This window comes from Tenacibaculum caenipelagi, from assembly GCF_004363005.1.
GTDB lineage: Bacteria > Bacteroidota > Bacteroidia > Flavobacteriales > Flavobacteriaceae > Polaribacter > Polaribacter caenipelagi.
In genome coordinates this window covers 519,833-544,726 of the sequence record NZ_SNYH01000002.1, presented here as the reverse complement: position 1 = coordinate 544,726, position 24,894 = coordinate 519,833, and the positions used below count along the sequence as shown (strand labels likewise).

The 24,894-nt window shown below is 31.1% G+C and carries 21 protein-coding genes and 1 tRNA gene; 11 read left to right on the top strand and 11 right to left on the bottom strand.

The annotated features are described in order from the left end of the window. Positions 1-62 precede the first annotated feature (62 nt). Positions 63-1,313, top strand: coding sequence for an NAD(P)/FAD-dependent oxidoreductase (locus tag DFQ07_RS05960; RefSeq protein WP_133535349.1), 1,251 nt, complete (start codon positions 63-65; stop codon positions 1,311-1,313). Between the two features lie 21 nt (positions 1,314-1,334). On the opposite strand, the gene DFQ07_RS05955 is transcribed toward DFQ07_RS05960, so the two are convergent. Beyond that, entirely contained in the window at positions 1,335-1,946 is a 612-nt protein-coding gene (locus DFQ07_RS05955; RefSeq protein ID WP_133535348.1) for a hypothetical protein, read from the bottom strand. A gap of 128 nt (positions 1,947-2,074) precedes the next feature. Between DFQ07_RS05955 and DFQ07_RS05950 the strand changes: the two genes are divergently transcribed. Both DFQ07_RS05950 and moaD read left to right on the top strand, forming a co-directional pair. Next, entirely contained in the window at positions 2,075-4,540 is a 2,466-nt protein-coding gene (locus DFQ07_RS05950; protein ID WP_133535347.1) for a DUF5686 family protein, read from the top strand. Between the two features lie 22 nt (positions 4,541-4,562). Further along, positions 4,563-4,805 carry a molybdopterin converting factor subunit 1 gene (moaD, locus tag DFQ07_RS05945; RefSeq protein ID WP_133535346.1) on the top strand — a complete coding sequence of 81 codons (243 nt, stop codon included), beginning with the start codon at positions 4,563-4,565 and terminating at the stop codon, positions 4,803-4,805. 84 nt (positions 4,806-4,889) lie between these two features. Here moaD and DFQ07_RS05940 read toward each other — a convergent pair whose 3' ends face one another. From DFQ07_RS05940 to recO, 3 genes are read right to left on the bottom strand one after another with little or no spacing between them, the layout of a single operon-like run. Beyond that, a complete protein-coding gene (locus DFQ07_RS05940; RefSeq protein WP_133535345.1) occupies positions 4,890-5,183 on the bottom strand; it encodes a DUF3817 domain-containing protein in 294 nt (97 codons plus the stop codon). A gap of 10 nt (positions 5,184-5,193) precedes the next feature. Beyond that, the gene (locus DFQ07_RS05935) at positions 5,194-7,686 is read right to left on the bottom strand and encodes a TonB-dependent receptor (RefSeq protein WP_133535344.1); all 2,493 of its coding nucleotides are present in this window, start codon (positions 7,684-7,686) and stop codon (positions 5,194-5,196) included. 3 nt (positions 7,687-7,689) lie between these two features. After that, entirely contained in the window at positions 7,690-8,412 is a 723-nt protein-coding gene (gene recO / locus DFQ07_RS05930; protein ID WP_133535343.1) for a DNA repair protein RecO, read from the bottom strand. 92 nt (positions 8,413-8,504) lie between these two features. Here recO and DFQ07_RS05925 point away from each other — a divergent pair, with 92 nt between their 5' ends. Then, positions 8,505-8,975, top strand: coding sequence for a CYTH domain-containing protein (locus DFQ07_RS05925; RefSeq protein ID WP_133535342.1), 471 nt, complete (start codon positions 8,505-8,507; stop codon positions 8,973-8,975). A gap of 54 nt (positions 8,976-9,029) precedes the next feature. Here the strand turns inward: DFQ07_RS05925 and DFQ07_RS05920 are convergent, their stop codons facing one another. The 3 genes from DFQ07_RS05920 to DFQ07_RS05910 all read right to left on the bottom strand — a co-directional run bounded on the left by DFQ07_RS05920 (position 9,030) and on the right by DFQ07_RS05910 (position 13,740). Further along, the gene (locus tag DFQ07_RS05920) at positions 9,030-12,173 is read right to left on the bottom strand and encodes a M43 family zinc metalloprotease (RefSeq protein ID WP_133535341.1); all 3,144 of its coding nucleotides are present in this window, start codon (positions 12,171-12,173) and stop codon (positions 9,030-9,032) included. A 168-nt stretch (positions 12,174-12,341) separates the two neighbouring features. Beyond that, a complete protein-coding gene (trhA, locus tag DFQ07_RS05915) occupies positions 12,342-12,983 on the bottom strand; it encodes a PAQR family membrane homeostasis protein TrhA (RefSeq protein ID WP_133535340.1) in 642 nt (213 codons plus the stop codon). Continuing rightward, positions 12,955-13,740 carry a lysophospholipid acyltransferase family protein gene (locus tag DFQ07_RS05910; RefSeq protein WP_166627730.1) on the bottom strand — a complete coding sequence of 262 codons (786 nt, stop codon included), beginning with the start codon at positions 13,738-13,740 and terminating at the stop codon, positions 12,955-12,957. Before DFQ07_RS05910 ends, trhA begins: the two co-directional genes overlap by 29 nt. Before the next feature lie 195 nt (positions 13,741-13,935). Between DFQ07_RS05910 and trpS the strand changes: the two genes are divergently transcribed. The 4 genes from trpS to DFQ07_RS05890 all read left to right on the top strand — a co-directional run bounded on the left by trpS (position 13,936) and on the right by DFQ07_RS05890 (position 17,778). After that, a complete protein-coding gene (trpS, locus tag DFQ07_RS05905; RefSeq protein ID WP_133535339.1) occupies positions 13,936-14,904 on the top strand; it encodes a tryptophan--tRNA ligase in 969 nt (322 codons plus the stop codon). Positions 14,905-14,940: 36 nt separating this feature from the next. Further along, entirely contained in the window at positions 14,941-15,246 is a 306-nt protein-coding gene (locus DFQ07_RS05900; protein ID WP_133535338.1) for a DUF6370 family protein, read from the top strand. Between the two features lie 91 nt (positions 15,247-15,337). After that, positions 15,338-16,519: a hypothetical protein gene (locus DFQ07_RS05895; RefSeq protein WP_133535337.1), complete on the top strand. Its 1,182-nt coding sequence runs from the start codon at positions 15,338-15,340 to the stop codon at positions 16,517-16,519. A gap of 29 nt (positions 16,520-16,548) precedes the next feature. Further along, entirely contained in the window at positions 16,549-17,778 is a 1,230-nt protein-coding gene (locus DFQ07_RS05890) for a tRNA modification GTPase (protein ID WP_208107676.1), read from the top strand. A gap of 57 nt (positions 17,779-17,835) precedes the next feature. Here the strand turns inward: DFQ07_RS05890 and DFQ07_RS05885 are convergent, their stop codons facing one another. The 3 genes from DFQ07_RS05885 to DFQ07_RS05875 form a co-directional block, all read right to left on the bottom strand. Then, on the bottom strand, positions 17,836-18,876 hold the full coding sequence (locus DFQ07_RS05885) for an NADP(H)-dependent aldo-keto reductase (RefSeq protein ID WP_133535336.1): 1,041 nt from the start codon (positions 18,874-18,876) through the stop codon (positions 17,836-17,838). Positions 18,877-18,995: 119 nt separating this feature from the next. Further along, entirely contained in the window at positions 18,996-19,586 is a 591-nt protein-coding gene (locus DFQ07_RS05880; protein WP_133535335.1) for a hypothetical protein, read from the bottom strand. 29 nt (positions 19,587-19,615) lie between these two features. Then, complete coding sequence (locus DFQ07_RS05875; protein ID WP_133535334.1) at positions 19,616-20,803, bottom strand: phosphoglycerate kinase; 1,188 nt, start codon at positions 20,801-20,803, stop codon at positions 19,616-19,618. A 110-nt stretch (positions 20,804-20,913) separates the two neighbouring features. Here DFQ07_RS05875 and DFQ07_RS05870 point away from each other — a divergent pair, with 110 nt between their 5' ends. The 3 genes from DFQ07_RS05870 to DFQ07_RS05860 all read left to right on the top strand — a co-directional run bounded on the left by DFQ07_RS05870 (position 20,914) and on the right by DFQ07_RS05860 (position 22,076). Further along, a complete protein-coding gene (locus DFQ07_RS05870) occupies positions 20,914-21,336 on the top strand; it encodes a molybdenum cofactor biosynthesis protein MoaE (protein ID WP_133535333.1) in 423 nt (140 codons plus the stop codon). Positions 21,337-21,445: 109 nt separating this feature from the next. After that, positions 21,446-21,519 (top strand) — tRNA-Ala (locus DFQ07_RS05865). 23 nt (positions 21,520-21,542) lie between these two features. Beyond that, a complete protein-coding gene (locus DFQ07_RS05860; RefSeq protein WP_133535332.1) occupies positions 21,543-22,076 on the top strand; it encodes a GNAT family N-acetyltransferase in 534 nt (177 codons plus the stop codon). On the opposite strand, the gene DFQ07_RS05855 is transcribed toward DFQ07_RS05860, so the two are convergent. Then, on the bottom strand, positions 22,073-24,829 hold the full coding sequence (locus DFQ07_RS05855) for a PD-(D/E)XK nuclease family protein (RefSeq protein ID WP_133535331.1): 2,757 nt from the start codon (positions 24,827-24,829) through the stop codon (positions 22,073-22,075). The two genes, DFQ07_RS05860 and DFQ07_RS05855, sit on opposite strands and share 4 nt — an antisense overlap. Positions 24,830-24,894 lie beyond the last annotated feature (65 nt).

Below are 24,894 nucleotides of genomic sequence, written 5' to 3'. Positions count from 1 at the left end.
AGATATTGTTTTAATAACTAAAAGTATTATAGTTATTTTGACTGCAAATATATAATATTACCATGAACAACATAGATGTTGATGTTTTAATTATTGGGTCAGGACCATCTGGGTGTGTTTCAGCAGCTTACCTACATAAAAAAGGAATAAATGTAAAAATTGTTGAGAAAGCAATTTTCCCAAGATTTGTTATTGGAGAAAGCCTACTTCCAAAATGTATGGAGCATTTTGAAGAAGTGGGGTTATTAGAAACGCTAAAAAAGCAAAATTTTGAAATAAAAAGAGGTGCAAGGTTTATTAAAAATAATCAGGTATGTAATTTCGATTTTAGCAAGAAATTTACAGAGGGATGGAACTGGACTTGGCAAGTACCTAGAGCTGATTTTGACAAGACTCTAACAGATGAATTAGAAAAAAAGGGAGTAGATATTTCTTTTAATACTGAAGTTATAAACGTTTCTTTTTACGACGAACATACCGAAACCACACTCGTAAAAGAAGGAAAAACTCATACAGTAAAAGCAAAATATATAATTGATGCCAGTGGCTATGGTAAAGTACTGCCTAGATTGTTAAAATTACAAACACCTTCAAAACTCTCAAATCATTCGGCAATCTTTACACATATTAAAGAAACTAACAGACCTAAAGGAGAAGAAGGCACCATTATTACTTTTGATATTTTAGATACTAAAACATGGTTTTGGGTAATCCCTTTTTCTAATGGAGTTACCAGTATTGGTTTTGTAGGAACAACAGAGTATATAAATTCTATAGAAGGCGAAACAGGAGAAGAAAAAATGAAAAACCTTCTAAAAACCTCTAAGTATTACCATGATAGATTTAAAAACGAGCAATTTTTATTCCCGCCAAAAACTATAAACAACTATGCTTCTTCTATTACAAAAATGTATGGAGACAAGTTTGTTATAACAGGAAACAGTGCCGAATTTCTTGATCCTGTTTTTTCCTCTGGAGTTACTTTTGCTACTGAATCAGGTTTATTAGCAGCTAAGCTTGTATATAAAGAATTATCTAACACAACGGTAGATTGGGATACAGAATATGTAGCTTATATGAAAAATGGTATTAATGTGTTTTCTACTTATGTGAAAGAATGGTATAATGGAAACCTACAAAAACTATTTTTTCACGAACCAGAAAACCCAGAAATTAAACGACAAATTTGTGCTGTTTTAGCGGGGTATGTGTGGGACAAAGAAAATCCATTTGTAAAAAAACACAACCGATTAGTTAAAAACTTGGCTTATTTAATTGATATGGAAAATGAACAAAAAAAATCGGAATCTTAAGATTCCGATTTTTTATTCCTATTATTTAAAAGCTTTTTTCAACACTAATTTCGCTAAGCTTTTACCCGTTTTAGCGTATCCTTCTCCTAGTCTATCTTCATTACTAAAAGTCCCTCCAAACTTATTTCCAGGAGCATTTTTACTTGTTATTTCTAACACTACATTGTCTTTATTTGCAGTTTCAACAAACTTTAACAACGTACTTACTTTTGCAGGTTGTCTCATCACAGCTGCATTCCATCCCGGATATACCCATACTGTTTCCACTACCAATGTATATTTTGCGTCTTTTAAGTTTTCAGCAAAATAAACTCCATGATCTTTTTCTAAATACCTATTCATTAACTCTAAAAACTTAGGCGCATAAATAATTTCTCTACTTCCAATCCAACTTTTTTTCCATCTTTCTCCTTTCCCTCTTGAATCCTCTTCTAATTTAGCAGAACGTTCAGCCATATACTCTTCATTCGTTAAATTCTTTTTAAACAACTTCATGTTATCATAAACGAATTCAACATTAATTTCTTTTTGATCTTTAATAAAATCAAAATTTCCGTTAACGACTTTCATTTTTTGAGCATAACCAAATGAAATTGTACATACAGCCAATAACAATAATACTTGCTTTTTCATATTTTATCTATATTAGTTTAAAATTCCGGTGAAAATAATATTTAAAATTTAGTCTAAATACATTTTTTAACACTTCTTAAATACCCTTACTCTTTTTTACTCTATAAATTTGTTTCAAATAACTAACTATGAAAAACATAACTACACTTATACTCTTAGCATACTCTTCAATTACCTTTTCTCAAATTAAAGGAAAGGTTACAAGTAGCAAGAACCAACCAATTTCCCTAGTAAGTGTATATTTAGAAAATACCATTACTGGCACCACTACCAATAATAATGGCGATTACAATTTACCCATTGCTAAAATTGGTAAATACACTATAATTTTTCAGATGTTGGGCTATAAAACTGTTAAAAAAAGTGTGAATGTTGAATCTCTTCCATACACTCTAAATATAATATTAGATGAAGAGGAAGTTACTTTAGATGAAGTCGTTGTTAATTCAGAAGAAAATCCCGCCAATAAAATTATCAGAAATGCCATTGCTAACAAAGCAAAAAACACCGATAAATTTGCAGAATTTACCGCCGATTTCTACTCTCGAGGATTATTTAAAGTTAAAGATCTTCCAAAGAAATTTTTAGGGCAAGATATTGGCGATATGGGAGGAGGACTAGATTCAACCAGAAGTGGGGTTGTATATCTTTCTGAAACAGTATCAAAAATTGCTTTTCAAAAAAAGCCCCAAAACTTTAAGGAACATATCATTGCATCAAAAGTTAGTGGACAAGACAATGGAATTAGTTTTAATCAAGCAGAAGACGTAAATTTTAACTTTTACGAAAATTCCTTTGATTTGGCTGATGTTAAAGTAATTTCCCCTATTGCTAATGGTGCTTTTGGCTATTACAACTACAAGCTAACAGGTGTTTTTTATGATAAAAACGGAAAGCTAATTAACAAAATTCAGCTGCTTCCTAAAAGAAAGAACGATCGTGTTTTTAGCGGTTTTATATATATAGTTGAAGATGATTGGGCTATTTATGGTGCCGATGTTATCGTTACTGGAGCACAAATAAGTTTACCAATGGTAGATACTTTGCATATTAAACAAAATTATAATTTCTCTACCAATAATAAAGCTTGGGTACCTGTAACTCAAACCATCGACTTTAAAGCAGGAATGTTTGGTTTTAATTTTAATGGTCGATTTTCTGCTGCCTATTCCAATTATAATTTCACTCCGAACTTTAATAAGCAAACTTTTAGTAATGAAATACTTTCATTTGCTGAAAATGCCACTGAAAAAGATTCGGTATACTGGAAAACTATTCGTCCCGTTACTTTAACTTCTGAAGAGATATTAGATTACAAACTAAAAGATAGTATTAAAACCATTCGAACATCTGAAAAATATTTAGATTCTATTGATAGGAAGAATAACAAGTTTAAACCATTAGATGTACTTTTTGGATACACCTACGAAGATTCTTTTAATAAATGGTCACTAAGCACTTCTTCTCCTATTGAAAACCTTAACTTTAATACTGTACAAGGTTGGAATTCTACTATAGGCATTAACTATCGTAAATTACTAAACAAAAAAGGAAAACGATTTAGTATCGGTGCCGATATAAATTATGGTTTTTCTGAGAAGAAAGTACGTCCTACAACTAATTTTAGTTACCAATGGAACAATACCAGCAAACCTGTTTTAACTATTTCTGGAGGAATCGCTACACCACAATTCAACGAAAAACAACCTATTTCTGAATTTTGGAATACGGTAAGCTCAGTGTTTTTTGAAAGGAATTACCTTAAAATATATGAAAAAACTTTTGCTAAAGTTTCATTTTCACGAGAAGTAACCAATGGAATACGTATGTTCTCTTCTTTAGAATTTGCAGACAGAAAACCATTATTTAATACTACTAATTATGTAATGTTTCCGAAAGATGATGTAAATTATACTTCTAACAATCCACAAGAACCTTCCAATTTCACCACTGGATTTACACCACACCATATGTGGACTTTTTCTCTTGGAGCAAACATAAATTTTGGACAAAAATATTTATCATATCCTAACGGAAAATACAATATCTCTAGTCATAAATATCCATCATTATTTATTGGATATAAAAAGAACTTTGGCTCTGGAAATACAGAATGGAATTCAGATCTTGTGTTTTCTGAATTACGTCAAAAAATCAATTTAAGTAACTGGGGAGAATTTAAATACAAAGCTAAAGGAGGACTGTTTTTAGAACAAAAAGATATTCCGTTTATGGATTACAACCATTTTAATGGAAACCGATTACTAATAGCTCCTAAAAGTAATTATTTAGATAATTTTTATATGCTTCCTTACTACCAATTAAGTACTAACAATAAATTTGTTGAATTACATGGAGAATACAATTTTAAAGGTGCTTTATTGAGTAAAATCCCTTTAATAAACAAACTTAACTTCCATTTAGTTACCAGTGCTAAGGCATTATTTACACCAGACAACAAACCATACTCTGAACTTGCTGTTGGATTAGATAATGTTGGTTTTGGAAAATGGCGTTTATTCCGAGTGGATTTTGCTCGTTCTACCTTTGATGGAAAGCATGAAAACAGAGTTGTTTTGGGGATAAAATTGTAGATTTGTATCATATCCGTTTTACATGAAAACAACCCTATTACTTTTTGGTATTGCTGCAGACTTAGCAGGTAATTCTTCACTAACAATAGAGCTTCCTAACAAAAGCACTATCGCTAGTTTTAAAGAATTTCTTTCAGCTGAATTTCCAGAGTTCCAAAAAATGAGTTCTTATGCCGTAGCCATTAATGAGAGCTATGCTACCGATGAAGCTTTAATACAAGAAAATGATGTAATTGCTATTATCCCACCAGTAAGCGGAGGATAAATTATAGTTATTTATATAGAGTAATCTTTTAATTAGAAAACTTAGATTAAAAGATTACTCTATAATTTACATATTAAGTCTGTCTTAAGATTTTTTATAATCTCCTTCTTGTTTAAGATATTTTCCAACGAAAAATGTTCCGAAAGGTAATATAGATAACAAACAAACGATTCCGAAGTTTTTAGTGTTCCAGTTTAAATCGTACTTCAACATAATTGCTAATACGATATATCCTACAAATAGTAATCCATGGGGCATTCCTAGCATTTTTACATACTCAGGATTTCCTTGAGTATATTTAATTGGCACTGCTATAAAAAGTAATAAAATATAAGATATTCCTTCTAATAAACTTACTAATCTAAAAAAATTAATCATTTGCTTTTGCTTAAAAATTTGTTTGCAAAGATACTGAAATATTGCGTCCTGCTGCAGAAACTCCTGAGGCAAACTCTTTATAATGCTCATCAAATAAATTAGATAACTGAGCCTGTACAGCAATACTCTTATTAAGCTGATATTTTCCGTATAAACCAACTGTCATCCAACTAGGTGTTCCATAATACTTATCAATATCTTCAGTAGCATCAGGGTTTACAATCGGTGTTTGTTGAGGGTTATCAATCCCTTCAACCAAATTATAATCTGAAATATTCTTTTTAGCATTAAAAACAAGGTTAGCTCCTCCTTCAAACTTCTTACGAACATAGTTTAAATCAAAACGACCAAATAACGGAGGAATAGACGATAGAGGTCCACTTGATGGTAAATCGTCTCTATATGTATGCCCTTTTGTATAAGTAACAGAACCCGAAGTTTTCCAATGTTCAAACAATTTACCTTCATAACTTGCTGTGAAACCAGTTATATAAGCTCTTCCCATATTTAAATTCGTTAAGATTTCTCCGTCTGCTGTGTTGTATTCATCCCCATCATAAGATACTGTACTTTGCCCAAAAAATGAATAAGGAGCTCTCGTTATATTTTTATCTAAAATTGTGTAATATGCATTCAACCCAATTCTAAATTTTCTATTGTTAAAATATTTTTGAAGTCCAACCTCAAAGTTATAAGCATACTCAGGACCTAACTCTGTATTGGGAACTGTTAACTTACCACTCTTCTCTCTAATTTTCCCTACATCATCAATATTTGGAGAGCGAAACCCTGAAGAGATTACCCCGTTAATTTGCCAACTTCTAGTTGGTTTATATACATAGCCTATAGTTGCGGTTAATGATTGACTATCTAATCTAATATCACTTTGCGGTATTTCAATAAATGTTTCATCTATCCATTTTGCTTTTAACACAGTATGTGTACCTCTAACTCCTGTATTTAAGGTAGATTTACTATTAATATCTTGACGATAATCTACATAAAAAGCAGAACTTAAATAACTACTTCCGCCGTCTGGATAACGAGACTGCACTGTAAAATCTCCATCAAAACCTACAATTTTATTACCATCAACACGTAACGTTTTTCCATATGAATTTGATGCGACATCGTTATACGCAACTTCCACTCCGTAACCCAAATTTCTATGCTTTGCCAATGGCACTATAAAATCTCCATTCAAACTAAAAACATCTACATTTTCTTTTCTATACGACCTATCTAGACTTCCAAATTTTCGCTGAATTCGACTTTCTTTTATATTTTGATATGCCAGGGTAATTGTACCATTATCCAGCCACTTTTTCTTTGGATTGATAATCAGTTGTGGTGATATTAACAAGCGATTTTGTGGACCATAATACCATTCAGCAAATTTTAAACTTTCTTTTTTTAATTCCGTTAACTTGTCAAAACGTGGAATGTTTGAAGATGTTGAATATTGGAAGTTTAATTTGAAGTCAGTATTTTTTGAAAAAGGAATATAGAATTTTTGCAATACATCCGTTTGGTTATAACCTGTATTTCTTTGTGAATTTTTATCAGAATTTACAACTGGTGTATCGTTATAATAAATACTGGAATTATCAGAATAAAAAGGCACTTTTCCCCAATCGTCGAAACCATGAGAACGGTTTTTACCCATTTTTAAATCTCCAAAATTACTGTGTGACACACTTGTAAATGATGCCCACTTTTTAAATCGAAGTTCGGCAGATACCACATTAGTCACTTCATTGTTTGCAGAACTATATCGCAAAAAAGTACCCCCTTTAATTTCACTACCTTTTTCTGATAATTTTGGCGTCTTGGTATAGTAGTGAATAACTCCCCCCAAAGCATCTGAACCATAAATTACTGATGATGGACCGAAAACAATTTCTGTTCTATCTAATAAATTAGGGGCTACTGTAATCGAATTTTGTAAGTGCCCTTTTCGATAAATCGCATTATTCATTCGTACTCCATCTACTACCAACAATACTCGATTACTTTCCATACCTCTCATAACAGGGCTACCACCTCCAAATTGTGACTTTTGAATTTTTATTCCTGGTACACTCGCTAGCAAATCTGCTGATGTTTGTGGTGATAATTTTTCTATTTCTTCCGATGACACTACTGCTATTTGTTCAGCAATACGATTGGTTTTTTCTCTATTTTTAAACACTGAAACCACCACCTCATCTAACTGTTCAGAATTTTTAGATAAATACAAACGGTAATTATTCTTTTTTAATACTGATTTTTTTTCTCGATACTCAGAATACGATACATGTGAAAAAATTAGTGTTTCATTTTTTTGAAAATCTGAAATATCAACTTTCCCCATTTCATCACTTACAGCCGATATCGTTCTACTTTTATTAAACACAGCAACAGCATCAATCGGCTTTCCTGTCTCAACATCAATTATGGTAATATTCTGAGAAAAAACTGAAGTAACAAGTAATAAAAAAAATAGAGTAATTTTTTGTTTCATAAATTAACTAAAAACGGTTTCTAAAACGTCTAATGATTTAGGTTTTCTAAATCCTTCCAAATGCAATTCATAATACTGAATTATAATTCGAAGAATAATTTGTCTTTCCTTTTTTGAATAGGAAACTGAATGTATTGCATCAAAATTTATGCCTAACAAGCTTTTAAAAAGAATCATTTCTTTACTTGATAAGTTTCCTTTCTCATAAACCATATCTGTAAACCTTCCTTCTTGTAAATTGAATGCTTTTTTCTCTGCTTCTGATGCATCTGGATAAAAACCTAAATACTTAGATAAATTCAACAAAAACAACAAATGAAAGTTGGCAATTGTATCGTGTGTATCTAACCAAATTAAAGATGTTTCTACATATTGATATAAGGATAAATTTTCTTCTTCTTCTTGAATTATTGTTGATAACACTTCAGACAAAAACATTACGATTGTTTGCTTTACCACAGAAGCATAAATGGTTTCATACGAATGAATCACTTGTACTTCTTTAATAGAATGTAATGAACTTTTATTACTGTGACTCGCTACGATTTGTAATTGTGTTAACGGTTGAAAGTGTGCCGGTTTTAATTTTCCTTTTTTTGCCTTTAACACTCCTTTTATCATATATGATTTCACCCCTTCTTGTAAAGTAAAGCATTTTACAATCAAGCTAGTATCACCATACTTAAGAGAACTTAAAACAATAGCTTTGGTAGTAACAACCGCCATTTAATTGAATTTATCTGTTAAAATCATCGATCAAAGATATTCAATAATCCCAACAAAAATGGTACATTCGTACAAATTTGATTTGATTTCATATGGCAGTAGAAATAGAGCGAAAATTCTTAGTAAAATCTTCAGATTTTAAACAAGGTGCTTTCCAAAAAAACTACATTAAACAAGGTTTTTTAAATTCTAACAAAGAGCGTGTTGTACGCGTTCGAATTAAAGATGATAAAGGTTTTTTAACCATCAAAGGTCCTTCAAGCACTAATGGAACAACCCGTTTCGAATGGGAAAAGAAAATTGACAAAAACGAAGCCGAAAACCTTTTCAGTTTATGTGAAAAAGGAATTATTGAAAAATACCGATACCTCATAAAAATAGAAAATCACACTTTTGAAGTAGATGAATTTTTAGGTGAAAATACTGGTTTATTAATTGCTGAAGTAGAATTAGAAAACGAAAATGAGCATTTTATCAAACCCCAATGGTTAGGTAAAGAAGTAACTGGAATTACCAAATATTACAACTCAAACTTAAGCAAAACACCTTACAATAAATGGTAAAAAGCCTGCTTGAAAACTCAAACAGGCTTAAAATTTATATTAAGAAGTAAATTCTTATTCTTTTATTACACTCATTGTTTTTACATCTTTTCCTGTATATATTTTTAATAAATATATTCCACTTTTTTTAATCATGGTATCGTCCACTATAACTGATGTTGATGACGAAGGAATTGCTCTTCCGTAAATATACCTTCCTGATAAATCATATACCTCTAATTTCATTCCGCTCTTATTCTCTATACTTGATATGTCAATTTTAGCTTTCATCTTAAATGGATTAGGAGTCACTGATACTAAATTTGTATCAAAAGTATTTTTATCATTATTTGGACCTACAGTTCCTCTTGTTTCAGTATAAATTGTTCCATTGGCCATTTTATTGTAAGCATAATCTGTAATTGAATATGATTTTCCATCATTTGCTACGATTATGTGAAACCATCCATAATGTATGTTTCCATTTATTTTAAATGTAAACCCTATAAATCCATTCTTTCCATTCGAACTAGAGTAATCATCAGAACTAACCACATAGCTATTAGACTCTGCTACAAAATTACTTGATGAACCTACTGCTACATTTTCTCCCAAAAGTGATACGTTTCTAGTATTTCCTTCACAAACAATATCTTTATTGTAAGTAACAAGTCTTACTGAACCACTACTGTACCACGCACCATAACCAGTATCATCTCCTGTTTCTATTCTAAAAAACTCCCACGTATTACTAGCACTCACGGTTAGGTCTGGAATATCTACATATACTATTTCATCATTGCCACTACATGGTGTACAGCTACCTCCACAGTCAACCCCAGTTTCATCTCCATTCTGAATTCCGTCATCACAAGTTGGTAGTGAATCTTCTTTTATTGTTATTTTGTAATCTTCAACTTCACCATAATTAAACGATTCACAAGACGTAGGTATACCATTATATTTCATAGAAACTCTCATCCTTGTACTTCCCAATTTAGCAGTACCAGGAACTGAAAACTGTCCTGTTACCGAAGTATCTTTTGAAGCTGTTTTAGTCCAAACTTGTTCACCTGCATCTGTAAAATCTCCATCTTGATTGTAATCAATCCAAACGCTATATCCTTCCGAATAAACAGTACTGCTCCAACTAGGAGTAATTCTTATTGAATAATCACTATCTATTGATAGTGTTGTAGATATACTTTCTGTATAATCTTCATATCCTCCACTTGATCCTGACGAACTATTGCTAATTGTATTTAATTCAACTTTACTAATAAATTCATCATTTACACTCTTTCCGTTGGAATCACAATATATTACTGTACAAGGTTCGCATGAACCACCACAATCCACACCAGTTTCATCTCCATTTTGGATTCCATCATTACAAGTAGCTCCAGTATCTCCATCCCAAACCTTGCTTCCTGCTTTGATAGTCCCAAAAGGTTCAGTACTATACGCATAATCTAATAAAGTATAAGAAGTACCACTATTGTTAACACTAACTCTAAACCAACCATAATTAGTTTTTCCTGGGTATAGTTCTAATTGAAAACCTATATAAGCCGTTTTACCATCCCAAGAAGTATAACTCGATTTTCTAATTACATGTAAATCAGGATATCCTCCACCATCTACCCAAGAACTTTGCTGATCAATTACTGTATTCAGTTCAATTGGTTTCACATTTCTAGTCCCTGATTGACATACCAATGCTTTTTTATAGGTCTCTAATATCAATGAATTATTCTCATAAAAAGTTCCAAACCTATTGTTAGTAGCACCATCTATTGTAAAAAACGTCCAGGTATTTCCTGAATTTGCGGTGTAATCTTGGTTATCAAAATACACTACTTTATAAGGATCATAAAAAGAAAAATTAAACGTCACTTTATTAGAGTTTAAAGAGGAAATCCCTCCTGAAACTGCGGCATCTTTAAATGTAACTGAACCTGTAGTATTATTTAATTTAGAATGGTTTGTTGCTTTTCCTACAAATTTTACACTCAGCGTTTTATTATTAAGTGCTGTTATTTGAACTGACAACCCTTGAGGAAGATTGGCATCAAAATGAGTTCCTGAAGTTAAATTTCCCGAAGAAACTGAGAAAGTTGCTCCTTCTATCGATATATTTTTAGCCTCATTAACTATTGAACCATCATTTGACAGTGTTTCTTCTACTGTAGTAGAATCAACTATTAGAGACGCCCCATTTAAATTAACTCCTGTAGCCGTTAAGTTTGCAGGTTGCCACAGAGGTTTACGAGCTGGATGCTCTAATGCTGCTATCATTCTATCAATCTGACCTACAGTAAACATTTTTCCACATCCAGCAGCAGCATCATACCCCATATAATTTTCGTAGTTTATCAAATTACCACAATCACTAGCACCAATGGTACAACCATCGTCTCCAGAATTAGAGTCTTCTTTTGGTGTATCGTCCACATAATCTCCATTCGGATCATTACATCCACCTTCAAACGTGTGAATTAAATTTAACCAATGACCAAATTCATGTGTTAATACAGAAGCAAACTCTTTGTCTGTATTTCCATAAATATATCGTCCATTATAAACAACTCTCGCTGTATTATTATCCGACATCGCTGTATTGGGATACCATGCAACTCCAGAGTTTGTTGCACTTCCGTCTGCATACAAATCTCCCATAATATACACATTCATATACTTATAATTATCCCAGGCATCTGCAGCTATTTGATTGTCATAACCGCCACCATTACCGTAACCTGATTTTTCAGCATGAAAAACAACTCCGTTGGTACTTCCTCCATTAGGATCAATTTTTGCCAATGCAAAACGTATACTTAGTGTTGCTTTTCTACCATCAAAAACAGGATCGATAGAGTTAAAGTCGTCATTTAAGCCATTAAAATCTTCATTTAATTTATCTAATGCTGTCTTTACCTTATCGTATGTGACTGTTTTCCCGTGTTGAACATCTCCATAAACATGCACAACCACAGGAATTGTATATGTTTCTCCAGACTTATTTAGCTTAGTCTGTTTTTTTTCTCTAATTATTCTTTTTGTAAGAACATTAAAATTATCGTATTCTACCTTAGATTTCGGGTATTTTAAAAATACCTTTTGATTTTCGCTGGTTACCCTGCAATCTTGAGCTGTAAGTGGTGTTGAAAATAAAATTAAAAAGCTTAAGAAGGGTAACAAAATAGTTTTTTGCTTCATAATTGATTGATTTTTAAATAATTAAATCTACAACTATAAAACACGTTAGATTAATACAATACTAACTAATACAAGTAAAAAAATAACCATTTACAATAAATTAACATTTAAACTACTTTTTATTTATTTTTTTAACAGATAGAAGAACTTAAAATGAAAATTTAAATACTAGATATATAAATATATAGTCATAAAATGACTAAAGCTTCCTAAGAGAACAAAAGCATGAAATATTGCGTGGTTATATTTTAGCTTATTAATGGAATAAAAAATAGCACCAGCGGTATAAAAAACTCCACCAAAAAAAAGATATAGTAAGCCATTATTTGAAAAATTATCTATCAAAGGTTTGATTAAAAATATAATTTGCCAACCCATTAACAAATATATAGCTGTTGATAACTTATCAAACTTCCCAGTAAAAAAAAGCTTTAGAATAACACCTGTTAAAGCAAAAATCCAAACTACTATAAACAAATACCATCCCATTTTTGAAGGTAATACTAATAAGCAAAAAGGAGTGTAGGTTCCTGCAATAAGTACATAAATTGCAGCATGATCAAAAATATTTAGCTTTCTTCTAAGCTTTGGTTCTTTTGCTGCATGATAAAAGGTAGATGCAGCATAAAGAATTATCATGCTTATTCCATAAATATAAAAACTAGATATTTTCCAAAAACCAGTATACACAAACGATTTTTGTATTAAAAATGGTAGAGCAATTATACTTAGCAACAATCCGAAACCATGTGTAAGTATATTCAGTTTTTCTTCTTTATCGTTATAATGGTGATTTAAATTCTCGCTCATTATTTGGTCTATAAGTATCTTCCATATAAAACTCGTCATTTATCAATTCATTGTATATCAAATCGTACGTTTTAGTTTTTAACTGTTCTTTTAAACTTAATTCATCACACTCAATAAATTTACATTGTTTAACCCTGAGAGATCCTGGGCGTCCTTTAAAAAAATCCCACGAAAATAATCGTTTCCCATCATAATATACTTGGGGTACTATGGGTATCTGATGCTCTATAGCTAAACTAAACGCTCCATTTTTAAAAGGCGCTAATACAATATTTTCAGTAGGTACTAATCCCTCAGGAAAAATAGCTACACTCGTTCCATTTTTAAGCCTGTTCTTAGCTCTTCCGTATACATTCTTCCTACTTTTAGCATCATTCCTATCAACCATCACAACTACTTTTTTGTAGAAAAACCCAAAAATTGGCAACTTTACTAATTCTTTTTTCCCAACAAAAACAATTGGATTTTTACTTGTAGCAATTAGCACCCATGGATCTATTAATGATGCATGATTTGCACAAAACATATAGCTTTTATTTCGATCTATTTCTTGCTCTCTTTCTATCTTTAATCTAAAGCCCATTCCATAGATCAAAAAAAATGACCATCCCCTCATTACTTTCCAAAAAATAGGATAGTATTTTTCATCTGAGGTAAGTATTAACATAAATGGCGCCATGATTAATATGGAAATAATAATGAGTACATAAAACCAAATGCGCCAGATAAGTCTAAAAGGAATATATATATATTTCAAATCTTTAAATTATAATTAACCCAATGTCGTTTAACCCTTCCTTTTGTAGAATAACTATATTTTATCATAGCAAATCTCTTCAGCAGAGTTTAACTGTATGTGCGAATGTAGTAATTTCTTTTGTTTGATAAATTTTAAGCTTATTTTTGCTTGCTTAAGTAATAACTTAGAATACAAATATTACAAAACAGACCTATGTCAAGAATTTTAACAGGCGTACAAAGTACAGGAACCCCACATTTAGGAAATTTATTAGGAGCAATTTTACCAGCTATCGAAATGGCAAATGATTCTAAGAACGAATCATTTATTTTCATTGCTGATATGCACTCTTTAACTCAAATTAAAGACGGAAACGAATTGCGAGAAAACACCTATAGTGTAGCGGCAACTTGGCTTGCCTGTGGTATTGATATTAGCAAAACAGTATTTTACCGTCAAAGTGATATTCCTGAAGTTACAGAATTAACTTGGTATTTAAGCTGTTTCTTTCCATACCAACGTTTAACCTTAGCACACGGTTTTAAAGATAAAGCCGATCGTTTAGCAGATGTAAACGCTGGTTTATTTACCTACCCGATGTTAATGGCGGCAGACATCTTATTGTACGATGCAGAAATTGTTCCTGTTGGAAAAGATCAGTTACAGCACTTAGAAATGACTCGTGATGTGGCTAACAGGTTTAACAATATTGTAGGTGAAACTTTAGTTCCACCTCAAGAAAAAATAAGTGAAAACACCAAATTAGTTCCTGGAACTGATGGTGAAAAAATGAGTAAATCACGAAACAATTTCATTAATATTTTCTTACCAGACAAGAAATTACGTAAGCAAATTATGGGAATTCAAACAGATAGCAAAGCTTTAGAAGACCCTAAAGACCCAGATACTGATAATGTTTTTGCTTTGTATAAATTATTGGCTTCTGAAGAGCAAATAGCTGAAATGCGTGCAAATTACGAAGGTGGAAACTATGGTTATGGTCATGCTAAACAAGCATTGTACGAATTGATTATAGAAGAGTTCGCTGATATTCGTACCAAGTACAACCATTACATGGAAAACCGCCATGAGATTGATGAGGCATTAGCTGTAGGTGCAGAAAAAGCTCGTGTAATAGCAAAAGATGTTTTACAAAGAGTTCGTAAGAAGATAGGATATTAATTTTTAGTAATTTTAGTGACTTAAAACCTTAATAATATGAAAAAATTTATTGTTCTTATTTTCTTCGGAATATTAGCTTGCGCAAATCCTAAAGAAAAAACCCAGATCGTCGAAGCTTCGTGCGGACAATGTCAATTCGGATTGAAAAATCAAAATGGATGTGATTTAGCTATAAAAGTTGATGGACAAGCCTATTTTGTTGATGGTGCTCACATAGACGATTATGGGGACTCTCATGATGAAAATACTGGTTTTTGTAATGTTGTTAGAAAAGCTGAAGTTTCCGGGAAAGTAGAAGACGGTCGATTTAAATCTTCTTCATTTAAAATAGTTGAGAAGTAAAATTTAAAACTTCAATAAGAAAATAAAAAAACCGATGGATTTCTTCATTGGTTTTTTTTTATGTTAATTTGCCAAAAATTAAAAAAATTCAATGAAAAACACTTTATTAAACCTAGCAATGTTTATTGCTACAGTTACTTGCTATGCACAAATTACCTTTGAAAAAGGATATTTTATTAACAACTCTGGAGAAAAAACAGAATGTCTAATCAAGAATCTTGATTGGAAAGACAATCCAACTAAATTTACTTATAAACTTAATAGTAACTCTACTGCTGAAATAACTAATATTAGATCTATTCAAGAGTTTGGTATTTATAATACTTCAAAATATGTTCGATCTACAGTTGAAATAGACGAATCTAGTGATAATGTTAATTATTTGTCTGATATAAAGGAGCCTATTTTTAACACCGAAGAGTTATTTTTAAAAGTTTTAGTAGAAGGTAAAGCAAATTTATTTTCCTATGAAAAAGGAAATATAAAAAGATTCTTTTTTTCTTCTGAAAATACACCTATAAAACCACTAGTATATAAAAGATATAAGGTTTCAAGTTACCAGTTAGGTAAAAATGAAAGATATAAGCAACAATTATTTACCCATTTAAAATGTAAAAAACTATCAATTAATGATGTTAAAATATTGAAATATAACAATAAGAGTTTATCAAAATATTTTATTAAGTATAATAATTGCATTACCCCTAGTAGCACTAAACCCTCTTCTAACAATAATAAGCCAAAAAGAAACGCTTATAAATTTACAATAAAAGCAGGAATGAATTCTTCATATTTTGAATCAGGTAATTCGCCTTCATTTTATTTTGGTACTATTGAAAACAGTAGTTTTAATGAGTTTAAAGGTTTTAATTTGGGTATGGAAATTGAGTATATTTTACCTTTTAACAATGATAAATGGACTCTATTTATAGAACCTAGCTATCATCTATATAAAAACAGTTTTAATGCCACTGATTTCAGCAGTTCATCAATTCTTCTCCCTTTAGGAGTAAAACACTATTTTTTCTTAAATAAAAATCTTAGCTTATATCTATCTGGAGCCTTTAATGCTGAATACGTGCTTGATAATAATTTTACAATTGGAAACCTCAATTTAAGTCCAGATGTAAATTTAAAAACTAGCATTATATATGGTATTGGTTTTAGGTATAAAAAAATGAAAATCGAAACTAATTATTCAAGAAAGAAAGTTTACGAAAGTTTGAACCCTCTTAATGTTCTAAACATTAATATAGGTTACACTATAAATTAAAAACATCTTATCCTTAATAAAAAAAATCAATGAAAACTATTTTATCTTATGTTGTAATTTTAATTACGACTATTAATTGCTATGCCCAAATTACTTTTGAAAAAGGATATTTTATTAACAATTCTGGAGAAAAAGTAGAATGCTTAATTAAGAATCTTGATTGGAAAGACAATCCGACTGAATTCACCTATAAATTAACCTCTGATTCCTCTGAAAAAATAAGCTCTATAAGCTCAGTCGAAGAGTTTGGAATTTATAATCTCTCGAAGTACATTCGAGCAAATGTAGATATAGATAAATCTAGTGATATTACAGGAAAACTTTCAGACAATCGTAATCCAATATTTACTAAAGAGATATTATTTTTAAAGGTATTAATTGAAGGTGACGCAAATTTATTTTCTTATGAAAACAGTAACTTAAAAAGGTTTTTCTTCAAAAAAGATACTGATACCATAAAGCAATTAATTTACAAAAGATATCTATCCCATACTCCTTCTAATGGAAGGATAAATATAAATGAGAGATACAAACAGCAACTATTAAAATCTCTTAAATGTGAGACTATTTCAATAAAAAAAATTAAATCTTTATCTTACAAAGAAAATAGTCTAAGTAATTTTTTTATTAAGTACAATCAGTGTAAAAACTCTAAAACTAAACAGTTTAACAAAACTAACAACGTAGGTTCTTTTAGGTTAACTGCTAAAATTGGAGTGAATAATTCTTCTTTAAAAATTCACAATGAAAATTTTAATGACAGTAGAAATACTGATTTCGGAGGAAAGTCAGGAATCCGTTTTGGCTTAGAAGGTGAATTTATTTTGCCTTTTAACAAAAACAAATGGAGTATTCTTTTAGAAGCTAATTATCAATCGTTCAAAACTCAAAAAACTACCGAAAACAATTCAATTTCTGGAGGAATACTAGTTTCTAAAGTTGATTATAGCTCTGTAGAAGCTATATTAGGTATTAAACATAATTTCTTCTTAAATAAAAAATCTAAAATATTCATATCTGTAGGTTATTTACATGATTTTCCTAACAACTCTTCTATTCTTTTTGAAAGAGGAGATGGGTCTTTATATAATACTCTAGACATTAAGGCTGGTGGTAGTTTAGTTATAGGTACAGGCTATAAGTATGATAAATACAGTTTTGAATTAAGATACAATAACAGAGATTTATTAGGAAATTATTCTTATTGGTCATCTGACTACAAATCACTTAGCTTAAATATTGGTTACACTATATTCTAAATAAAAAAGCCGAAGTAAATTTACTTCGGCTTTTTTATGCATTATATTTTAATCTAATTAAGGCGCTGGATTCGGAATTGCTTTGTGCACTTCTTCTATTTCTGCTAAAATGTCTTCTGACAATTCAATATTAATAGAATTGATATTCTCTTTTAATTGACTCATTTTAGTAGCTCCAATAATATTACTCGTTACAAATGGTAACTGGTTGATATACGCCAATGACAGTTCCGTTAATGTTAACCCGTGTTTATTTGCTATTTTTTGATACTCTAAAACCGCTTTTTCTGAACCTTCATTTTTATATCTAGCGATAAACCTTGGAAATAAGGTTCCTCTTGCTCCTTCTGGAGTTTTTCCATCAATATATTTTCCTGTTAACACTCCCTGTGCTAAAGGAGAATAAGCTAACAACCCAATATTTTCTCTCATAGAAACCTCAGACATTCCCACTTCATATCCTCTATGAATTAACGAGTATGAGTTTTGAATAGTAACCATTCTTGGTAAGCCATGTTCCTCTGCTGTTTGCAGATATTTCATCGTTCCCCAAGGCGTTTCATTAGATAAACCTACATGTTTTATTTTTCCTTGTTTTACAAAGTCATTCAAGGTTTCTAAAATTTCTAAGTGCTTTTCAGCTTCTTTTGTAGAAGTTTTATATGGATAATCACGTACTCCAAAACAGTTCACCCCGCGATCTGGCCAGTGTAATTGATACAAGTCAATATAATCTGTTTGTAGACGTTTTAAGCTACCTTCAATCGCTTCAGTTATATTTTTTCTATTGAACCCTCCTGTTCTAATATGCGCGGTATAATCACCACCTCCTGCTATTTTAGATGCCAACACTACTTTATCTCTGTTTCCTGTTTTTTTGAACCAAGAACCTATGATTTTTTCTGTAGCTCCATATGTTTCTGGTGTAGCAGGCACAGAATACAATTCTGCAGTATCAAAAAAGTTTACACATTGTTCTAAGGCGTAATCCATTTGTTTGTGACCTTCGGCTTCTGTATTTTGTCGTCCCCACGTCATCGTTCCTAAACAAATTTTTGAAACTTTTACATCAGTATTGGGTAGTGTTGTGTACTTCATAAATTAATTATCAATTATTATCCTTGTAAAAATACAAGGTTTTTAGAGTTTCTACTTCTTAAAATTTACACAAAATGAATCCCGATTATAGCGGGATTAAATACTCATTTAACAGGTATTTATCTTATTAAAAACTCTGTTAAGGTTCTTTTTTTTAGTCTTCTTGTTAATGCCATTATTGCTATTGATAAAACTATAAAGTATCCTAATAAAACCTTGATAGTTCCAAATTGAGCTAACCCCAAGACCAATCCACTCAAGCCTTGTCGACCTCCAACAACCTCATATTGGTAACCTTTCTCAATTTCTCTAGCTAAATAAAATACCCATAAAAATATTCCAGTGGAAAATAATATGGCAAAAATCTGAGGTTTTATAAACTTAATTACTTTTGGTTTATCTTTGAAGTAATTAAAGCTTGATAAATTTTCTTTTAAATAAAGAAAAAATTGATTCTTAATTTCTTTACTGTTTATAATAATTCCCTCCTCTGAATCATCTCCGTAAAAAACAACTATTTTACTTGCTCCTTCTGGGTTTTCAACACTTTTTATATATGAGAAAGGAATACTAAAAACATCCTTAGGAATATTTCCTTTTTCAAATCCTGAAATTAATTCAGCCTTTATATATTTCTTTGTTTTCCCTACATATATAGACTCATCTGTAACAACAATAAAGTCATTACCATTATAAAACCAATATTTCATTCTATTTTCTTTTTCTACTAGCAGTTTCCTTATTTTAATATAGCTTCAATGCCAGGTAAAGTTTGCCCTTCTAACATTTCTAACATCGCTCCTCCTCCTGTCGACACATAACTTACTTTATCAGCAAATCCGAATTGTTTTACCGCAGCAACCGAATCTCCACCACCGACTAACGAGAAAGCTCCATTTTTAGTTGCTTCTTCAATAGCATTTCCTAAACCAATCGTTCCTTGTGCAAATTTTTCCATTTCAAAAACTCCTAAAGGACCATTCCATAAAATCGTTTTTGACTTTGCAATAACTTCAGCAAATTTTTCAACCGTTTTAGGTCCGCAATCTAATCCCATCCATCCATCAGGAATTTCATTAGTATCTACCACTTGCGTATTAGCATCATTTGAAAAAGCATCTGCAATAACAGCATCTACTGGTAAATGAATTTCAGTATTATTCTCTTTTGCTTTCGCTAAAATTTCTAACGCTAACTCTAATTTATCCTCTTCAACTAATGAGTTTCCAATCTTACCTCCTAAAGCCTTGATAAACGTAAATGTCATACCTCCACCTACAATAATGTGATCTACTTTCTCAATAATATTTTCAATCACTCCAATTTTAGACGACACTTTTGCTCCTCCTAAAATAGCAGTTACTGGTTTTTTTGAATTGTTTAATACTTTATCAATACTTTCAATCTCAGTTGCTAATAAATTTCCAAAACATTTATTTTCTGGAAAAAATTGTGCGATAATTGCAGTAGATGCATGTGCTCTGTGTGCAGTACCAAAAGCGTCATTTACATATACATCACCCCATTTAGATAATTGTTCAGTAAAAACAATATCTCCTGCTTTTTCTTCTGGATAAAAACGTAAGTTTTCTAACAATAAAACTTCTCCACTCTTTAAGTTTGCTACTGCCTCTTTAACAGTTGAGCCTATACAATCATCAACAAATTTCACCTGTACACCTAATACTTCTGTTACTTTGCTAACAATATGACGTAACGAAAACTGATCTTCTTTACCTTTCGGACGTCCTAAATGTGACATTAACACACAGCTACCTCCATCTTCTAATATTTTTATAATCGTTGGTTTTGCTGCTTGAATTCTTGTATCATCTGTTACTTCAAAAGTACCATTTAAAGGCACATTAAAATCCACACGGATTAATGCTTTTTTATTTTCGAAATTGAAATCGTTCAATGTTTTCATTTTAAGTTGTGTTCTTTGTTTTCGCAAACAAAAATAATTATTTAAATCTGATTGGTTTCTATTCTTTTTGAGCTTTCAATCTTATATCTTTGTTAAACTTACATACAGATATGAACACAACATCTATAAAAATAACTTCAGAAAAACTCAATTTACAAGAATGTTACGATTTTGTAGCTGATCCTTCTTGTGGTGGAATTGCTGTTTTTGTAGGTACTGTTAGAAACGCAACACAAAATAAAGAAGTAACTCAACTAGATTTTTCTACCTATAAGCCCATGGCAATTAAAGAAATGCAAAAAATTGCAGATGCTGCCTTGGACAAATTTGGAGTAAAAAAGATTGCCATTCACCATGCGGAAGGTTTGTTAACTATTGGTGATATTCCTGTAATTATTACGGTTTCTTCTCCACACAGAAAAGCGGCTTTTGATGCTTGTCAGTATGCCATTGACACCTTAAAAGAAACGGTGCCTATTTGGAAAAAAGAATTTTTTGAAGATGGTGAAGTTTGGGTAAATGCACATCCTTAAAAATGCTATATTTGAAAATGGCATCATTTCAAACAAAGTAAACGAGTGTAAGAAATTTTGAGAATAAAATCTCTCCTCGAACTTCCGTTTAGAATGACGATTTTAATTTGGGGCATTAGCTCAGTTGGCTAGAGCGTTTGACTGGCAGTCAAAAGGTCATCGGTTCGACTCCGATATGCTCCACTTTTTAATTTTACTTTCAAATTATGATTGAATTCACTACCGCAACCAACCCAACAGAATTGCTTCAAATATTAGAGTTGCAACAACAAAATTTGCCTGAAAAATTATCAGAAATAGACAAAAAAGAACAGGGGTTTGTTACCGTTCGTCATGATTTTGAATTATTGAAAAAAATGAACGATGTGCACCCACATATCATTGCAAAAAATAATAGCACTGTTGTTGGTTATGCTTTATCAATGTCTAAAATTTTCAGAAATGATATTCCTATTCTCATTCCTATGTTTGATGAAATAGACACAACTTCAAAAGGTGCTAAACCCTATATTTTAATGGGACAGATTTGTATTGACAAACACTACAGAGGAAAGGGTGTTTTTAGGGGTTTGTATACAAAAATGAAAGAAGAATTCTCTGGAATATACGACTCTATTATTACTGAATTTGACGAAAAGAATACTCGGTCTGTCAACGCGCATAAAGCCATTGGTTTTAAAACTTTAAAAACCTACACAAGTCACAACCAAGATTGGGAAATTGTTTATTTAGCTATTTAATACGGCAAATTAACAGGCTCAACAAAACCAATTGCTGGGTTATACAACTCTGTTAATACGGACTTTATTTCAGTCATAAATTCTTCTAACCTTTCTTTTGTAATAGCATTATCTGGTGTTCGGTAATTAGATGAGAAATTCATCTGTAAAAAGCCATTTTTTAAGTTTTTAAATGAGATAATTCCTGCTGCTAATGATTTTTCAAAATTAAATTGCGTGTGTTGAGTATACAAAAACGCATACAACATTACCTGAATGGCTTTATGGTATTTTAAATCATGTATCGCTTCAAAGTCGAGTACTTTTAAGTTTGTACTATCAACCATTCCAGTTTTATAGTCGATAATTCTGGTAACACCGTTTAATTCATCAATTCGATCGACAATTCCTTTTATTTTTATTGGAAAGTCAATTCCTTCGACCCTTATTTCTGAACATAACTCTTGCTCGGTAGCAATTATTTTTAATTGGTTGTTCTCATCCTTCAACAATTGTTTCTCTTTCAATAAAAAATTCTCTACAAAACGATTGGCTACTTCAAAAATTAGTCGGTTTTTCCCTGTACTTAAGTCTCCATTTTTAAAATGCTTCGAAAAGTAAAAAGTGATGAGTTCTTTAGTTTTTTGCTGCATTCCTTCTAAATCTTGCATTCGTATAAACTTTCCTATAAAAGGCTTATATAACTCTTCTAACGTATCATGTACTACTGTTCCCATCGTATTTGCAGCAACTGTTTCTTCTACATCCTCTAGCTCATTTATTTTTAATATTTTCTGCTTATAAAATGCAATCGGATTGTATAAATAATTGGTCAATGCCGATGGAGAAATTCCTTTTTGAGCCAATTCTTGTAAACGTTCTAAAACTTTTTCATCCTTTTGAATTTCTTTTAATTGAATAGGAGACGTTACTACTTTCGGACTAATAATCTTTTCAGTAATGTCATCTCTCATCATTTCTAGCTGAGTTACAAAACGGCTTTTTTCTCCACTTCCAAATACATCGTGTTCGGTATTGTACAAAATGTAAATATTTTTGGCACGTTGCAGCAATCGGAAAAAGTGGTAGGAGAACAGCGCGTCTTTTTCCCTATAAGTAGGTAAACCAAACTCTATTTTTACATCAAAAGGAATAAACGTGTTCTGTTGATGGTTTCCTGGTAAAACTCCTTCATTCACTGAAGTGATAATTACATTTTCAAAATCTAACACACGCGTTTCTAACACTCCCATTAATTGCAATCCTTGTAAGGGTTCTCCTTGAAATGATAGACTCTCCGATTGTATTAATTGTCTAAAAAATTGATGCAACGTTTTTAAATCTTGTACATAACCAAACTCATTATGCAAATTTTGTAACTGTGTAAATGCGGTATAAAATCGGAATAAGTACTCTTTTTCTAACTCATTAGTATTTTCTTTCAATAAGTTTATCAACTCTATAATTCTGTTTAAAAACTCACTAATTGATACAAACGGATTAAAAATAGTCGTTATAGTTTTCTTTACCTCTTCACTAACAGGAGAAAGAAATATTATGATTTCTTCTTGACTGATAAAGGTATTATTTTCTTTAACTACTGCTTCTGAAAGTGTATCTGCTATATTGGTTTGCTCATCAACCTGTAATAATCGATAAATAGTAGCATCTTTTACCAAGCGAACTACATCTTTGTGGTAAAAAAGATTACTTTCCTTTTTTTCTAACTTTTCTTGATTGAGAAATAATTGAAAAATAGCAAAGATTAAACTTGTCGTTGGAATATCTTTTAAAGGGTACCCCATCGTAATATTAATAGCATCTACAGTTGCAGGCAATGAGTTCAAAGTAATTGGCAATAATGTTTCATCAGCCAAAACCAACGCTGTATTATTATAATTAGGAAGTTTTTCTAAAATCTCTCCCGCATATTTTATCTGTGTGATATTTTTAGAAGCTCCAATTACCTCAATATGTTTACTTTCTGAAAAGTATTCTTTAATCGTTTGAATTGGATGCTGCTGATAATACTTCCATCGAGTTTTATACTTTCTTAAAAAGCTTCCTGCTTGATGTTGACTTTCATAAAACGTTTTATCAATATCCCAAAAAGCTTCTGCATTTCCATTCAACAGAAATTGTTCAAACAACATTTCTTCCGCAGCATTTAATGCATTGAACCCTATAAAAAAGTATTTTCTCTGTTGGTTTTTACGGATGAAATCCGCCACTTTTTTTGTTGACTCTCGATATAAAACCCCTTGGTATCCGATATTATTTTCAACCAAAAACTGATAAAACGCATCGTAGTATTTTTTCAACTTTTCCATAAAAGAAAAGTGATCTTTCATCAATTCAGTTTCTTTAAATTCTCCTTTTACCGACCATTTTCGTAAACGATGTATATCTCGCAAATACACAAAGATTTCTCTCGAATTAATTAAATGCTGATCGATTTCATTAAAATCTTGCAAAAGTGTAAATGCCCATGATGAAAACACATCAAACGAATCTGGGGTTTCTTCTTGCTCTTTGTAAATCGTATAAAAATGAAAAAGGAGTTGAACTGCATCAATCTTTTTCATTTCAGAAATTTCTTCAACAAAATCACCAATATTGATAATCTCTGGTAAAAAACCTGCCGTAATTTTCTTTTTAAACGTTTCTTTTACGAAAACTCCTGCCCTTTGTGAAGGTAATATAAACACAACATTTTCAAACGATTTGGTGTTTTGTAAAATAGTATCTAACGTTTCTGATATAAAAGACTGCATACCTTGTTTTTATTGTAAGCAAAGTACAATTTTTATCCTATTTTTGATAGTACAGACAATATATG

Bases quoted from the DNA above. Each gene is read 5' to 3' on its own strand.
- DFQ07_RS05960 (WP_133535349.1), top strand. From the start codon at position 63: ATGAACAACATAGATGTTGATGTTTTAATTATTGGGTCAGGACCATCT.
- DFQ07_RS05955 (WP_133535348.1), bottom strand. From the start codon at position 1,946: ATGAAAAAGCAAGTATTATTGTTATTGGCTGTATGTACAATTTCATTT.
- DFQ07_RS05950 (WP_133535347.1), top strand. From the start codon at position 2,075: ATGAAAAACATAACTACACTTATACTCTTAGCATACTCTTCAATTACC.
- moaD (WP_133535346.1), top strand. From the start codon at position 4,563: ATGAAAACAACCCTATTACTTTTTGGTATTGCTGCAGACTTAGCAGGT.
- DFQ07_RS05940 (WP_133535345.1), bottom strand. From the start codon at position 5,183: ATGATTAATTTTTTTAGATTAGTAAGTTTATTAGAAGGAATATCTTAT.
- DFQ07_RS05935 (WP_133535344.1), bottom strand. From the start codon at position 7,686: ATGAAACAAAAAATTACTCTATTTTTTTTATTACTTGTTACTTCAGTT.
- recO (WP_133535343.1), bottom strand. From the start codon at position 8,412: ATGGCGGTTGTTACTACCAAAGCTATTGTTTTAAGTTCTCTTAAGTAT.
- DFQ07_RS05925 (WP_133535342.1), top strand. From the start codon at position 8,505: ATGGCAGTAGAAATAGAGCGAAAATTCTTAGTAAAATCTTCAGATTTT.
- DFQ07_RS05920 (WP_133535341.1), bottom strand. From the start codon at position 12,173: ATGAAGCAAAAAACTATTTTGTTACCCTTCTTAAGCTTTTTAATTTTA.
- trhA (WP_133535340.1), bottom strand. From the start codon at position 12,983: ATGAGCGAGAATTTAAATCACCATTATAACGATAAAGAAGAAAAACTG.
- trpS (WP_133535339.1), top strand. From the start codon at position 13,936: ATGTCAAGAATTTTAACAGGCGTACAAAGTACAGGAACCCCACATTTA.
- DFQ07_RS05900 (WP_133535338.1), top strand. From the start codon at position 14,941: ATGAAAAAATTTATTGTTCTTATTTTCTTCGGAATATTAGCTTGCGCA.
- DFQ07_RS05895 (WP_133535337.1), top strand. From the start codon at position 15,338: ATGAAAAACACTTTATTAAACCTAGCAATGTTTATTGCTACAGTTACT.
- DFQ07_RS05890 (WP_208107676.1), top strand. From the start codon at position 16,549: ATGAAAACTATTTTATCTTATGTTGTAATTTTAATTACGACTATTAAT.
- DFQ07_RS05885 (WP_133535336.1), bottom strand. From the start codon at position 18,876: ATGAAGTACACAACACTACCCAATACTGATGTAAAAGTTTCAAAAATT.
- DFQ07_RS05880 (WP_133535335.1), bottom strand. From the start codon at position 19,586: ATGAAATATTGGTTTTATAATGGTAATGACTTTATTGTTGTTACAGAT.
- DFQ07_RS05875 (WP_133535334.1), bottom strand. From the start codon at position 20,803: ATGAAAACATTGAACGATTTCAATTTCGAAAATAAAAAAGCATTAATC.
- DFQ07_RS05870 (WP_133535333.1), top strand. From the start codon at position 20,914: ATGAACACAACATCTATAAAAATAACTTCAGAAAAACTCAATTTACAA.
- DFQ07_RS05860 (WP_133535332.1), top strand. From the start codon at position 21,543: ATGATTGAATTCACTACCGCAACCAACCCAACAGAATTGCTTCAAATA.
- DFQ07_RS05855 (WP_133535331.1), bottom strand. From the start codon at position 24,829: ATGCAGTCTTTTATATCAGAAACGTTAGATACTATTTTACAAAACACC.